Annotated in this window: 9 protein-coding genes; 8 read left to right on the forward strand and 1 reads right to left on the reverse strand. The window is 49.0% G+C overall.

The annotated features are described in order from the left end of the window. Positions 1–3 precede the first annotated feature (3 nt). The 3 genes from ftsH (at position 4) to glmM (ending at position 4542) form a co-directional block, all read left to right on the forward strand. The gene (gene ftsH, locus FKW19_RS08515; RefSeq protein WP_089179806.1) at positions 4–1941 is read left to right on the forward strand and encodes an ATP-dependent zinc metalloprotease FtsH; all 1938 of its coding nucleotides are present in this window, start codon (positions 4–6) and stop codon (positions 1939–1941) included. Positions 1942–2015: 74 nt separating this feature from the next. Then, complete coding sequence (gene folP, locus FKW19_RS08520) at positions 2016–3050, forward strand: dihydropteroate synthase (RefSeq protein ID WP_006115635.1); 1035 nt, start codon at positions 2016–2018, stop codon at positions 3048–3050. A 133-nt stretch (positions 3051–3183) separates the two neighbouring features. Next, positions 3184–4542: a phosphoglucosamine mutase gene (glmM, locus tag FKW19_RS08525; RefSeq protein WP_006115634.1), complete on the forward strand. Its 1359-nt coding sequence runs from the start codon at positions 3184–3186 to the stop codon at positions 4540–4542. Positions 4543–4711: 169 nt separating this feature from the next. On the opposite strand, the gene FKW19_RS08530 is transcribed toward glmM, so the two are convergent. Next, entirely contained in the window at positions 4712–5497 is a 786-nt protein-coding gene (locus tag FKW19_RS08530) for a response regulator transcription factor (protein WP_006115633.1), read from the reverse strand. 375 nt (positions 5498–5872) lie between these two features. Here FKW19_RS08530 and tsaE point away from each other — a divergent pair, with 375 nt between their 5' ends. The 5 genes from tsaE to accD all read left to right on the forward strand — a co-directional run bounded on the left by tsaE (position 5873) and on the right by accD (position 14546). Beyond that, positions 5873–6343, forward strand: a complete 471-nt coding sequence (tsaE, locus tag FKW19_RS08535; RefSeq protein WP_063354771.1) for a tRNA (adenosine(37)-N6)-threonylcarbamoyltransferase complex ATPase subunit type 1 TsaE — start codon at positions 5873–5875, stop codon at positions 6341–6343. Continuing rightward, positions 6340–9429 carry a double-strand break repair protein AddB gene (addB, locus tag FKW19_RS08540; protein ID WP_089179805.1) on the forward strand — a complete coding sequence of 1030 codons (3090 nt, stop codon included), beginning with the start codon at positions 6340–6342 and terminating at the stop codon, positions 9427–9429. Before tsaE ends, addB begins: the two co-directional genes overlap by 4 nt. Further along, the gene (gene addA / locus FKW19_RS08545) at positions 9426–12998 is read left to right on the forward strand and encodes a double-strand break repair helicase AddA (protein WP_089179804.1); all 3573 of its coding nucleotides are present in this window, start codon (positions 9426–9428) and stop codon (positions 12996–12998) included. The genes addB and addA overlap by 4 nt, the downstream gene beginning before the upstream one ends. 127 nt (positions 12999–13125) lie before the next feature. Beyond that, positions 13126–13452: a thioredoxin TrxA gene (gene trxA, locus FKW19_RS08550; RefSeq protein ID WP_089179803.1), complete on the forward strand. Its 327-nt coding sequence runs from the start codon at positions 13126–13128 to the stop codon at positions 13450–13452. Positions 13453–13640: 188 nt separating this feature from the next. Beyond that, on the forward strand, positions 13641–14546 hold the full coding sequence (gene accD / locus FKW19_RS08555; protein ID WP_089179802.1) for an acetyl-CoA carboxylase, carboxyltransferase subunit beta: 906 nt from the start codon (positions 13641–13643) through the stop codon (positions 14544–14546). Positions 14547–14552: the final 6 nt, after the last annotated feature.

Consider the following 14552-nt stretch of genomic DNA (forward strand, 5'->3'; position numbering starts at 1 on the left):
AAGATGAACAATTTAGGCCGCAATCTGGCGCTGTGGGTCAGCATTATCCTGCTGCTGCTGTTGCTTGTGAACATGTTCCAGCCGGGGAGCACGCAGCACGCTGCACAGCAACTGGCGTATTCGGACTTCATTGCTGATGTGGATACAGGGCATGTTCGGTCTGTTGTGATGCAAAATCACAATATTTCCGGCACGCTGACTGATGGCACGGCTTTTGAAACCTATGCGCCGCTTGATCCTTCCCTTGTCACCCGCATGGTGGGCAAAGGGGTGGAAGTTGTGGCCAAGCCGCTGGAGCAGGAAGGTAGCCCGCTGCTGCGTTACTTCCTGAATTCCTTGCCCATTATTCTGCTGGTGGCTGCATGGCTGTTTATGATGCGGCAGATGCAGGGCGCTGGTGGCCGGGCCATGGGCTTTGGTAAATCCCGCGCCAAAATGCTGACAGAAAAGCATGGTCGCGTCACGTTTGATGATGTAGCCGGGATTGATGAAGCTAAAGGGGAACTTCAGGAAATCGTGGATTTTCTGAAAGACCCACAGAAGTTTACGCGCTTGGGCGGTAAAATTCCCAAAGGCGTGCTGCTTGTGGGGCCGCCGGGCACTGGTAAAACCCTGTTGGCCCGCGCCATTGCAGGTGAAGCCAATGTACCGTTCTTTACCATCTCTGGTTCCGACTTTGTGGAAATGTTCGTAGGTGTTGGTGCATCCCGTGTGCGTGACATGTTCGAACAGGGTAAAAAATCAGCTCCTTGCATTATCTTCATTGATGAAATTGATGCCGTTGGTCGCCATCGTGGTGCAGGTATGGGTGGCGGCAATGATGAACGCGAGCAGACACTGAACCAGATGCTGGTTGAGATGGATGGTTTTGAAAGCAATGAAGGTGTGATCCTGATTGCCGCCACCAACCGTCCGGATGTGCTTGACCCGGCATTGCTGCGCCCCGGTCGTTTCGACCGTCAGGTTGTAGTGCCAAACCCTGATGTGTCTGGCCGTGAGAAAATTCTGCGTGTGCATATGCGCAAAGTGCCACTGGCATCCGATGTGGATCCACGCATTATTGCACGTGGTACCCCTGGTTTCTCCGGTGCTGATCTTGCCAATCTGGTAAACGAAGCCGCGCTATCTGCTGCACGTCTGGGGCGTCGCACTGTTTCCATGCGTGAGTTTGAAGATGCCAAAGACAAGGTGCTGATGGGTGTTGAACGTCGCTCCCTTGTTATGAGCGATGATGAAAAGCGGCGCACAGCTTACCATGAGGCAGGGCATGCTATTACGGCTGTTCTGGTTCCGGAAAGTGAGCCCATTCATAAGGCAACCATTATCCCGCGTGGTCGTGCGCTGGGTATGGTGATGCGTCTGCCAGAAGATGATCGCCTGTCCATGAGCAAGAAAAACGCATTTGCGCATCTTGTAGTGGCTATGGGTGGCCGTGTTGCGGAGGAAGTTATCTACGGTAAGGATAACGTCTGCAACGGCGCAATGGGTGACATTAAAATGGCAACCCGCGTGGCCCGCAGCATGGTGACCGAATGGGGGATGAGTGACAAGCTGGGCATGATTGCCTACGCAGATGATGATCAGAATGGTGGTTTCTTTGCCGGGGCCTCTCGCAACTTCTCGGAGGAAACAGCCCGTGAGATTGATGAGGAAGTTCGCCGGCTTGTAGATGAAGCCTATGTGCAGGCTCGGAACTATCTGCATGATCATATTGATGAACTGCGCCGTCTGGCAGAAGCCCTGCTGGAATATGAAACCCTCAGCGGTGAAGAAATTCGTCAGATCATGCGGGGGCAGCCTATCGAACGTAAGGAAGAGGAAGAAAGCGGGCCAGTTAACAGGCGTTCTTCTGTGCCTCAGGTTGGTGGGTCAGATGCGCAGGGTTTGGATAAACCGCAAAATGAAAACGGGGGCCCAGCTCCTGTGCCTCAGCCAAGCTAACTTTCTAATAAAGATGTAGAGTGGAAAGAGGCGGCAGAAATGCCGCCTCTTTTTGTTTGGGATAGGCAGATAAGATGACGTATGTACGGCTGGTTGAACCTTTGGGGCTTGTCTATGGCAACATAGCGCAAGCAGCTATCAAGCAGGGTGATGCTTTACCTTTATGCGGTGGTCCTGTGGCATTTACGTATGTGCGTTTGATAGAGGGATACCAGACAATCGGCTTGATGCCTGTGCAGAAAGTACCGCAGGAATGGGCGCTGGAACTTGAGCGGATAACACGTTCTGTACCATCAGTTGGATTACCAGCAGGTCTTCAGATTATGGGTATCCTGAATATCACGCCAGATAGCTTTAGCGATGGCGGTAAACTGGCAAGCGCTGATGAGGCAATTTTAAAAGCGCATGAAATGGTGCGCGCTGGCGCAACCGTGCTGGACATAGGGGGAGAAAGTACACGGCCCGGTTCAGCGACAGTTACACCAGTAGAAGAATGGAAGCGTATTGGCCCGGTTCTTGTGGCTTTAAAGGCAGAATTGCCAAGCGTGGCTGTTTCTGTAGATACGCGGAATAGTTATGTCATGCAGCAAGCTTTGGCGGCTGGGGCGCATATTATCAATGATGTGACAGCTCTTGTGCATGATGCGGCAGCTTTGCCGCTTCTGGCTGTACAAGATTGTGGTGTTGTGCTGATGCATATGCGCGGCACACCTCAAACCATGGCAGAACATGCCGTGTACGAAGATGTGAGTATAGACGTGGTGCGTGAACTCGCACAACGGATTGAGGTTGCCGTGAAAGGAGGCATTGCACGACATCGGATTATGGTAGATCCGGGGTTTGGTTTTGCAAAAAACTTTGAACAGAATAAGCAATTATTGCGGCATATTCTGCTTCTGACCAATTTGGGCTGCCGGGTTGTATTTGGTGTGTCCCGCAAGCGGATGATTGGAAACCTTACGGGAGAAACTACGCCACATTTGCGTGATGCCGGAACGCAGGCGGCATCTTTTCCTGCTATGGCTTTGGGTAGCACGGTTTTGCGCGTGCATGATGTTAAAGGCATGATGCAGGCTGTAAACGTATGGCGAGAAATATATCAGAGCTAAAAAAGTAAGTTTCCGGGCTGAACAAGGTTTCTTCCAGCCTGAAACCGTTTTAGGAAATAAAAGAAAACCGCAAGAAGGCAGTTCCGTTCTTTATGCAGGATGGGCTTTTTCTGTCTGAGGCGGACAGAATGGAATGAGCAGAATGAAGCGTTTTTTCGGAACAGACGGTATTCGTGGCACTGCTAACGTTGCACCGATGACGGTGGAAATTGCCCAAAAGCTGGGGCAAGCTGCGGGGTTGCATTTTAAGCGGGGGGATCACCGGCATAGCGTTCTGTTGGGGAAGGATACGCGGCTTTCTGGATATATGATCGAAAGCGCCATGGTTTCGGGCTTTTTGTCTGCTGGCATGGATGTCACGCTGGTTGGTCCGCTCCCAACCCCTGCGATTGCCATGCTCACGCGCTCTCTTAGAGCAGATCTGGGTGTTATGATTTCTGCCTCTCATAATCCTTTTGGGGATAACGGCATCAAACTGTTTGGCCCAGATGGCTTTAAGCTTTCTGATCAGGATGAAAGCGAAATTGAAGCCCTGATGGAAAAAGATCTTACCGCATATCTGGCAACGCCTGAACATATTGGCCGAGCTTCTCGGCTGAATGATGCTGCTGGTCGGTATATAGAAAGTGCCAAAGCATCCTTCCCGCGTAAATTGCGGCTGGATGGCATGAAGATTGTTATTGATTGTGCCAATGGCTCTGCCTATCGGGTTGCGCCAACCGCATTGTGGGAGCTGGGCGCAGAAGTTATCCGGATAGGTTGTGAACCTAACGGCGTAAACATTAATGAAAAATGTGGTTCAACACATCCTGAAGCCCTATGCGCCGCAGTTGTAAAACATAAGGCGGATTTGGGTATTGCCCTGGATGGAGATGCAGACCGTGTGCTGATTGCAGATGAAACTGGCCGCCTGATTGATGGTGACCAGATTCTCGCTCTTATTGCCCAGTCTTGGGCGCGTGAAGGGCGCTTGGTAGGCAAGGCTGTTGTGGCAACCGTTATGTCCAATATGGGGCTGGAACGGTTTCTTGAAAATCTGGGCTTAAATCTGGAACGTACGGCAGTGGGGGATCGCTACGTTGTAGAACGCATGTTGGAACGGCAAGCTAATATAGGCGGTGAACAGTCTGGCCATATGGTGCTGACAGATTTTGCAACAACAGGAGATGGGCTGATTGCCGCTTTGCAGATTCTGGCGGTGCTTGTGCAGGATGGTCGCCCAGCTAGTGAAGTTTGCCGGTTGTTTCAACCGTTTCCCCAAAAGCTAAAAAACGTTCGATACAAAGGTGTCTGCCCGCTTGATGTTGATGAAGTAAAAAGTCGTCAGGCTGATGTAGAGCGCAAATTAGCTGGCCGAGGGCGTTTGGTGCTGCGTAAAAGCGGTACAGAACCTTTGGTACGAGTGATGGCAGAAGCAGAAGACGCAAATCTGGTTGATGAGGTTGTTGATCAGATGTGCGATGTGCTTGAGCAGGTGCGTGTTCCTGCATAAAATACACTATAGGGAAAGGAGTTTTTGAAAATTCTTTTCCCTAGAATGTGCATGTCAAAATTTGGGGCATGTTTGAACAACCATGCTTCATTTTGCACAGCAACAATCGAGCGTCTTTTATTCTTATAAATTACCAAAATACATTATAATTCAAATATATTTTGGTAATTTAGGCACTGTTCTCCGCAACATGCTGAGGGTGGGAAGCATGCCGGGAAGATACTGATTGAGATTGTTCCATGGGTTTGCTGAGTGTAGGCATAGATACACACGCTTTAGGTGCTTGTGGGTCATTCAGAATATAACCTTTGCCCCATACCGTAGAAATAAGATTTCCTACACCTGCAGTCTGAAGTTTTTTGCGAAGTTTGCAGATAAAAACATCTATAATTTTTATATCCGGTTCATCCCGTCCTCCATAAAGATGATTGAGGAAGGTTTCTTTGGTTTGAGCAATGCCTTTGCGCAATACAAGGAGTTCAAGAATGGCAAATTCTTTTCCGGTAAGGTGAACAGGCTGGTTGTTGACCGTTACGGCATGACTGTTGAAGTTAACTGTAAGGTTGCCAATGTGGACAATGGGGTGAGCATAGCCGTGAACCCGCCGTAAAATGGCTTGAATGCGCGCTGTAAGTTCAGTTGAATCAAAAGGATCTGTTAGATAATCGTCAGCGCCCACGGTAAAAGCTTTGGTTTTCACCTCAGGATTATTAACTGGTGAGATAACGATAACAGGTGTTGTGAGTTTTAAAGATCGTAACGTGCTGAGAATGTCATACCCATGAATATCAGGGTGTTGCAGGTGAAGAATGGCAAGGCCATAATCATAGTTTCTGAGTAATTCTATAACTTCCTGATCACACTGAACCATATCCACCGAAAAAGAGGCTTTTGTTAATGCCGAAAATATGGCCCGGCTGGAGGTGCAATTATTTTCTAAAAGCAAAATACGCATGGTGGAACCTCATTATGGTTCAGAGAATCAAAATGCACTCTATGGTTGCATTTTTTGTTATCACTAAACCTATACGTGTTTCAAAAAGAAACAAACAATATTTCGTTCAGAGCTTCTCTTTAGCGCGTATCAATCATGCATTTTATGCATGTCGAAAGGAACATAATAATGAGTAAAGATTAAGAAAATGATAAAAAATGTTAGATTTTATTCGTGAAATTTCAAGAAAGTTATTTATAAACAATGGAATGTAGAAAATATTTGTTTGCTTAGCTTAAGCTACACTTCTTTGTGATATCGAAACTGACGTAACAAAAAACCTCTCATTGTTGTGATTTACAGCAAATGGCTGGGCAATGAACGGAGAAGAGTAAGATGGCCAGAGAAATGATTCTGCAAGATGAAGATGCAACAATAAAACTGGCCACAAAGCTGGCAGAATATGCGCAAGCAGGGGATGCTATTTTACTTTCTGGGCCGCTAGGGGCTGGGAAAAGCCTTTTTGCACGTGCTTTTTTGCGAGCATTTTGCCAAGAGCCCAACCTAGAGGTGCCAAGCCCGACCTATACTTTAGTGCAATCTTACGAATCTCCTTTATGCATTGTGTCTCATTTTGACCTCTGGAGATTGGGTGGCCCAGATGAGCTTGAGGAGCTCGGATGGGATGAGGCGCGAGAAGGTGTGGTGCTGGTTGAATGGCCCCAAAAACTGGAAGACTTGTTGCCTGAAGATGCCTTGAATCTTGAAATACATGTTCTGGCTGACGGGCAGCGCCAAGCCAGATTATCAGGATGGGAAGAAAGATTGAAAAAGATAGATATGGCTGGCTATGGGATTGGCGCATGAAACTTGCAACAATTCCCGCACACCTTCCTTTCCTCGATCAACTCGCCATACGTTGGATTGAATCTGCAAATCATGATGTAGAAGCTATAGGTGAAGGCATTATTGTATTGCCCGGCAGACGTGCTGCACGTGCATTAACAGAAGCTTTTTTGCGCCATATGGATGGGCAGAGTGTATTGCTGCCACGCATTGTGCCTATCGGTGCGCTGGATGAAGCTGAACTGGGATTGTCCGCTGGCATAGGCAGTGAGCTGGCATTGGACTTGCCCCCCGCTGTTGCCAGTATGACAAGGTTAGCTGTATTGGCTCGGCTGGTTTTGCAGGCAGATAAAGCATTTGGCACACGGCCAACACTGGATCAGGCATGGCCTTTGGCAAAAGCTCTGGCAGATTTAATGGATGAAGCCGAGTGGTCTGGCGTTAATCTGGCAGAACGTTTGCCAGAAGCTGTGCAAGAAAACTTTGCAGAACATTGGCAAATTATTTTAAGATTTCTAGAAATTGTAACACAGGCATGGCCAGAATGGTTAAGGGAAAACGGGGTTATGAACCCTGTGGCCAGACAGGTTGCGTTGCTTGAAGCACAGGCAGATTTATGGCGTAAACTCGCGCAACAGGGTGATAGTACACCTATATGGGCGGCCGGGTTTACACATGTTATGCAGCCTACAGTAAAGGTGTTGCAAGCCGTTCTGGAATGTCCTGCAGGTAAGGTTGTATTGCCTGGATTGGATATGATGATGGCAGAGGAAACCTTTCTTTCTTTGCCAGATAGTCACCCTCAGGCTGGGTTAAGTGTTTTACTAAAAAATTTAGAAATCACACGAAATAAAGTTCAAGTTTGGGAAGAAACAGGAAAAGGAGCAGAACGAGCTGCCATTCTTGCGCGCGTTCTTCTTCCGGCTGAAGCTTTGGATGATTGGTCTCATCCAGGTGGTGCTGAGTTAGAAAATGTTTACAGGCTAGATGCAGCGGATCAGCAGGAAGAAGCTGTTGCAATCAGCATGATCATGCGTGAGGCGATCGAAAAACCAATGCATCGTGTCGCCCTTGTAACGCCAGATAGAGTATTGGCTGCACGTGTGGCAACGGAACTGGCACGCTGGGGTGTGCTGGCGGATGACAGTGCAGGCTCATCCTTGGTGGATACACCTGCGGCTGTTTTATTACGTCTTGTTGCTCAAATGGTGGATAGCAGATTTTCGCCAGTTTCTCTTTTGAGTGTTTTAAAACATCCTTTGGTTGCATGTGGTTTTTCATCAGGTGTCTGCCGTGCAACAGCACGCCTTTTGGAACGTGCTATTTTGCGTGGTCCAGCACCTCCACCTGGGTTTGCAGCTTTATGTCGGGTTGTGAATAATGCTTTAGAAAACCTGAATGAAAGAGCAAAAGCCAAGCTGGAAGGTGGTGTTACGGCGGATAGGCCTTTTGGTCCGGTAGCATTGTCTGTTTTCATGCAGCGTTTAGCTTTTTGTCTGGAACCGGTTCTTGGGTGGGAGCTGGATGCGGTAGAAGCAAGCGTGCAGACAGCGCAAGATTTAGAGCAGCACTGCGCGCCTGTGCCAGACTTACTTGCTGCATTAATTGCAACAGTAGAGCGTTTGGTTGCAACTGATGAAGAAAGCGCATCAGAGCGTTTATGGCGTGGTGAAGAAGGCAATATGCTTGCCAGCCAGTTAACAGAGTTGATGTTAGCATCAGAGGTTTTACCGCCTCAACCGCCTGTTGTTTTGGATGGCTTGTTAACAGCAGTTCTTGCTCCTGAACGCGTTGCTATGCGCCGAGGTGGAGACCCCAAATCTTTACATCCACGTGTTTTAATCTGGGGTTTGTTTGAATCACGCTTGCAAACAGCAGAAACAGTTATTCTGGGCGGGCTTTCTGAAGGTGTGTGGCCGCCCGTAGTAGATGCTGGCCCATGGATGAGCCGGCCTATGCGGCAAAGAATGGGGCTTCCATCTCCAGAGCAGGCAGTAGGGCAGGCCGCGCACGATTTTTTTGCAAGCGCAGCCGCCGCAGATACAGTTATTCTTTCCAGCGCACGGCGGAGAGAAGGTGCACCTGTTGTTCCGGCCAGATGGCTTACGCGGCTTGATGCTTTTTTGGCTGGCCGTAATGGGTATATTCCTAATCACCCTGTTTTAGTTTGGTTGAATAAGTTGGATCAGCCATTAGGGCCAGCAACACCTGTTGCACCACCGCAGCCCATGCCCCCCGTTGCATTGCGGCCACGTCGTTTGAGTGTGACAGAAATAGAAACTTGGATAAGAGATCCTTACACTATTTACGCAAAACACGTTTTGCGCCTTGAAGTCTTGCCAGAGTTGGAAGAAGCAGCCGATGCATCTGACTATGGTATGATTGTGCATAAGGCGTTGGAGCGCTGGGTAAAAGCTTATGGTGTGGCATGGCCAGAGAATGCAGAAAAGAAATTATGCGATTTATTTTCTGCAAGTTTACAGGAACATGTTTTGCGCCCAGCATTGCGTGCATGGTGGGCGCCCAGATTAACACGTATTGCCCGATGGGTGGTGCAGGCTGAAGAAAAACGACGTAGTGAACACGGTGTGCCGCGCGCTATTCTGACAGAAATTCGTGGGCGTGTGAGCATTATGGATGCTCCAGGCGGTAAGTTTGACATTGTTGGTCGGGCAGACCGTATAGAATTGAATGCTGATGGGCATGTGATTGTGCAGGATTATAAAACGGGCACATTACCCTCTGCCAAAGATGTTTGGGCCGGTTGGAGCCCGCAGCTTCCGCTTGAGGCCGCTATGATTATTCGGGGTGGTTTTAAAGAGGTTCCCGAACATTCAAGAGAAATATCAGATCTTATTTATTGGCGCCTAACGGGTGGCGCTGATCCGGGAGAAGAGGTGGTTGTGAAGACCCGTGAAGCACTCAGCCTTACCGATTTGGCCGAACAAACTTGGGAAAATTTGCTATTGCGGGTGGCTGCATACGATCAACCAGATCAACCTTACCTTTCTCATCCCCATCCGGGCAGAGAGCCGCGCTTTGCCGATTATGCACGTCTGGCGCGTGTGCCTGAGTGGAATTCAGCCCGTAAGGAGGATGAGGAATGAGCATATCTGCACAGAAAGCTTTACAAAAAGCTATTTCTCAGGCGAACGCGCAGCAAGCTCTGGCCTCGGATCCTTCGGCTTCGGTTTTTGTTTCAGCTTCTGCGGGAAGTGGTAAAACAAAACTGCTGATTGACCGCCTTTTGCGCTTGATGCTGCCGCGTTTGGCAGAAGATGGTTCTATCCAGCCCGGAAGTTCACCTGCCCGTATTTTGTGCTTAACCTTTACGAAGGCAGCCGCAGCGGAAATGTCCATTCGTCTGCAAAAGCGTCTTGGCCGTTGGGTAACATTGTTGGATGAGGAATTAGATAAAGAGTTGGCAGGGTTGTACGTTCCTTGCACAGATGAAACACGCAGGCGTGCGCGTGCATTATTTGCAGAGGTGCTTGATCTTCCTGGGGGTATGCGCATTGGAACAATCCATGCGTTTTGCCAATCTCTGTTGCGGCGCTTCCCTCTGGAAGCTTCCATGAATCCGCATTTTACAGTTATGGAAGAAACAGATGCATCCTTGGCTTTGCAATCGTGCGTAGAAGCCATTTTAGGGCAGCAAAAAGAAGGTGTTATCTCTCCACTGGCAGGTCAGATCTCTCTTGGAGATTTTATTTTTATTTCAGGGGTTTTAAGAAAAGATGAGAGATCAGCGTCTTTGCTAAAACTCATTGTAGAAGCTCCTCATAAGGCTGAGGCTATATTATGCCAGATTCTAGGATTATCACCTGATATATTACATGGCAGCACCTCTGAATTTCTTGAAAAATTATGCTCTGATTTTCCAGAAGAACAGAATTTAAGAGAGGGGTTTCAGATTCTTTCTAAGGAGGGGTCGGAAGCAATTAAAAGAAATGCTTTTTCTCTTTTAGATTGGCTTGCCTTGCCTGCCTCTGAGCGGGCAAGGCAATGGTCTGTGTGGCAAAGCGGTTTTCTTACAAAAGATGGAAAGCTACGTTCTACCGGTTTAATTTCTAAAAAACTTTCTGAAAAATATTCTGATATTGCGCTCTATATTCAAAAAGAGGGTGAGCGTATATCCAGAGTGGAAGAGCAACTGCGTGCACGAAAATTGGCAGAAATGGGAAGTGCATTGCTTAAAATGGCAGCAGATGTTTCTAGCCTTTATACAACGCAAAAAGCACGACATGGTCAAATTGAGTATGATGATCTTATTCAACGTGCATTGGGACTTTTGCGAGAACCAGGCGCCGCTTGGGTCATGTATAAGTTGGATGGAGGTATAGACCATTTGTTGCTGGATGAGGTGCAGGATACCTCTCCTGAACAATGGCGTATAGCGGGCGATCTTACAGAAGAATTTTTTGCTGGCCTTGGTGGACGAAGTGAAGAGGAACCGCCGCGGACTATTTTTGCTGTAGGGGATTATAAGCAGTCCATTTACGGGTTTCAGGGTGCAGATCCAGATTCTTTTCGAGAATGGCGTCAGAAGTTCAAAAAGCGTGTTCAGGATGCGCATTTATTATGGCGTGAACCAGAACTCACAGTTTCCTTTAGATCAACTGCGCCCGTTCTTAAACTGGTTGATGCAGTTTTTGCAGAATCTGATGCAGCCAAAGGGGTTATTGAAGAACCTGGGCAAATTATGGAGCATATTACGGCACGCCCTGGCGAAGGGGGGCGTGTAGAGTTATGGCCATTGGTTGAGACTGAAGATGAAGAAGATAGTATTAGCCCGTGGGAACCAGCACAAGGAAATGCCACACGGCAGAGCTCACGCCAAAAATTGGCAGATGCTGTGGCAGGGTATATCTTCCGGCAGTTAAATAAAAAATCTTTATCTGAGAAAAATCCTTTAACAGCAGGAGATGTTCTGGTTCTTGTGCCGCGCCGTTCTCCCTTTGTGGGGATGTTAGTGCGTGCGTTGAAAGGCCATAATATTCCAGTGGTTACGCTTGTGCGTACGGGATTGGCCGAGCATCTTGCTGTACAGGATATGCTTTCATTATGTGCAGCACTTTTGTTGCCGCAAGATGATTTAACATTAGCGTGTGTGCTCACATCTCCGCTCGGTGGTGTATCGGATGATAGTTTGATGGCTTTGGCTACGGGGCGTGAAAAAGGAGAACCGTTATGGTCAGCACTGCGAGAGCGCCACACAGAACAATCAGATTGGAAACAAGCGTGGAATTTTCTGAATGGTTTGTTCAGACAGGTAGATTATCTTACGCCTTATGAGCTTCTTTCTGCTGCACTGGGGCCGGGTGGAGCACGTGCACGGTTTCTTGCACGATTGGGTCCGGAAGCAGCAGAACCAATTGATGAATTACTTTCTGCAGCAATAAGATATCAGGATCAGCATCCGCCTTCTTTACAAGGTTTTCTGCATTGGATGCGTCATTCAGAAGAAACCGTGAAGCGGGAAGCTGAAGCTGGGGGAGATTCTGTAAGAATCATGACAGCCCATGGTTCTAAGGGGTTGCAGGCTCGTTTGGTGATTTTGCCGGATACAGTTGGCCTTCCGCGTTTTGAGGACAGATTGTTTTGGGCGCATGATAAAACACAAAATGTAGATGTGCCTTTGTATGTGCCGCGTAATGCTTTGTCTGTCGGTTTAACGAGGAGCCTTAAGGACGTTATGCGGAGCCGTGTGGTGGAGGAATATAATCGACTGCTTTACGTGGCACTTACACGTGCGGCGGATCGGTTGGTTGTGTGTGGATGGAAGCCGGGGCGCAATGTGCCCGCAGAAAGTTGGTACGAAAGATGCCGGGTTGGTTTTGAAAAAGCAGGTGCAACAGAAGTAGATTTTCAGGAAGGAGGATGGTCTGGCCCTATGCTGCTTCTAGAAGAAACGCAGCAGGAACAGCTTAATTCCCAAAAGTCCCGCCCGAGTTCTGTTGACAACCGTATGAACGTAACTTCGTTGCCATTGTGGATGGGAACTGCTCCGTTATGGAAACCTATTTTGCCAGAAGCTGAAAGCCCACTAGCGCGGCCATTGGCGCCAAGTAAACCAGATGATACCATGCTTGGGCCGTTACCACCTGTGCGTTCGCCACTGGATATTGCTGCTGTTACACCCGCCAAGGCGCGTGAGGCAGCTTTTCGGCGTGGTAATCTGGTACATTCTTTGTTGCAGTTTTTGCCAAATTGCCCGGTAGAACAGCAACCCGCTATGGCGCATCAGTGGTTGGCACGGCCAGCAAGTGGTTTGTCATCGCATGAAGCCACCGTGCTTGCACAACAGGTTATTGCGGTTTTGAGGCTGCCGGAACTGGCTGATCTGTTTGATCCTACTGCACGGGCGGAGCAGCGCTTGGCCGGTGTGGCTGGCGGGCAGGTTATTGTGGGGCAGGTGGATCGTTTGCGTGTGCTGCCAAACAAAGTGTTGGTGTGTGATTTTAAAACTGGCCGCCATGCTCCCCGTAGGGTGCAGGATACACCTGTTCTATATCTCCGACAGATGGCGGCTTATCGTGCCCTTCTGCAGGGCATATGGCCAGATCGGCCAGTGGTTTGCGTTTTGGTTTGGACAGAAATGCCACGTGCAGATGTTCTGCCAGATGCGGTGTTGGATAAACACGCCCCCGGCATTTTGCCTACGGCTGTATCTTGACCACAGCAAGCGCAACCTTAAGTGTTAGGAAGAGTTGGGTAGTAAGCCGTTTCAACTTGTTACCCTGTATTGGTAAAGGCAGTTCACGGCATGCAGGCGCGTGCCGGAGATTTTAAGGAACCAGAAAATGAGTGAACACACGCTTGCTGTCAGCGATTCCAGCTTTGATAAAGATGTTCTCAAGGCATCTGGCCTTGTGCTGGTAGATTTCTGGGCAGAATGGTGCGGTCCGTGCAAGATGATTGGCCCAGCACTGGAAGAAATTGGCAAGGAACTTGCCGGTAAGGTGACTGTCGCCAAGGTAAATATTGATGACAATCCAGAAACCCCCAATGCGTATCAGGTGCGTAGCATTCCTACCCTTATGCTGGTGCGTGATGGTGAGGTTGTAGATAAAAAAGTGGGTGCCCTGCCCAAAAGCCAGTTGAAGGCATGGGTGGAAGGCGCTCTGTAATCAGAGCCTCAGTTATGGCCTGAAGCTTGGGGGTGAATTACAAGCTTCAGGCTTAGTTTCCGCAGGGGCATATAGCCTGTAAGTTCTCATAAAACTTGGCAGATAGCTTCAGCCAGCGTAATGCAACGCGTGCTGGGCCATATTATATTTGTCCCTGCAATTTGTATTGTGCAGTCACAGGGTTCAAAATGAGCTGGATCACCGAATATGTTCGTCCCAAAATTCGCGGCCTGCTGCGTCGGGATGTGCCGGATAATCTGTGGACGACCTGTGACTCATGCAGCCAGATGATTCTGACCAAAGAGCTGCACAAGGCATTGAATGTGTGCCCCCATTGTGGGCATCATATGCGAGCACCGGTTATAGACCGTCTGAAATGGACATTTGATAACGGGGACTTCACCCGTATCGAACTGCCATCTGCTCCGGTTGATCCGCTTGGGTTCCGCGATCAGAAAAAATATACAGATCGTCTTAAAGATGCGCGCGCAAAAAGCCATCTGGATGAATCGCTTATTGTGGCCCACGGCACCATTGGTGGCCATCAGGCTGTTGTAGGTGTGATGGCGTTTGAATTTATGGCAGGCACCATGGGGGCTGCGTTTGGTGAGCGCTTTGTGGCCGCTGCACGCTTGGCTATTCTGCAAAAAGCCCCTCTGGTTATATTTACGGCTTCTGGCGGCGCACGTATGCAGGAAGGCGTTATCAGCCTAATGCAGATGCCACGCACCACCGTAGCCGTTGAAATGCTTAAAGAAGCCGGGTTGCCTTATATTGTGGTGCTGACCAATCCAACCACAGGTGGGGTTACGGCTTCCTTTGCCATGTTGGGCGATGTGCAGATGGCCGAACCCAATGCGCTAATCGGTTTTGCTGGCCCTCGCGTTATTCAGGATACAGTGCGCGAAAAGCTGCCAGAAGGTTTTCAGCGGTCTGAATATCTGTTGGATCACGGTATGTTGGACATGGTGGTGCCGCGTAAGGATGTGCCCACAACATTGGCCCGCGTGATCGGGCTGCTGATGCATGCACCGGCTGATGTAAAAGCACCGCCGCCGCGCCCAGAAGCACCGGCTCCCGCCGCCGCAGAGTAATTTTCC

The organism is Acetobacter sp. DmW_125128, assembly GCF_008704325.1.
Taxonomy (GTDB): domain Bacteria; phylum Pseudomonadota; class Alphaproteobacteria; order Acetobacterales; family Acetobacteraceae; genus Acetobacter; species Acetobacter oryzifermentans.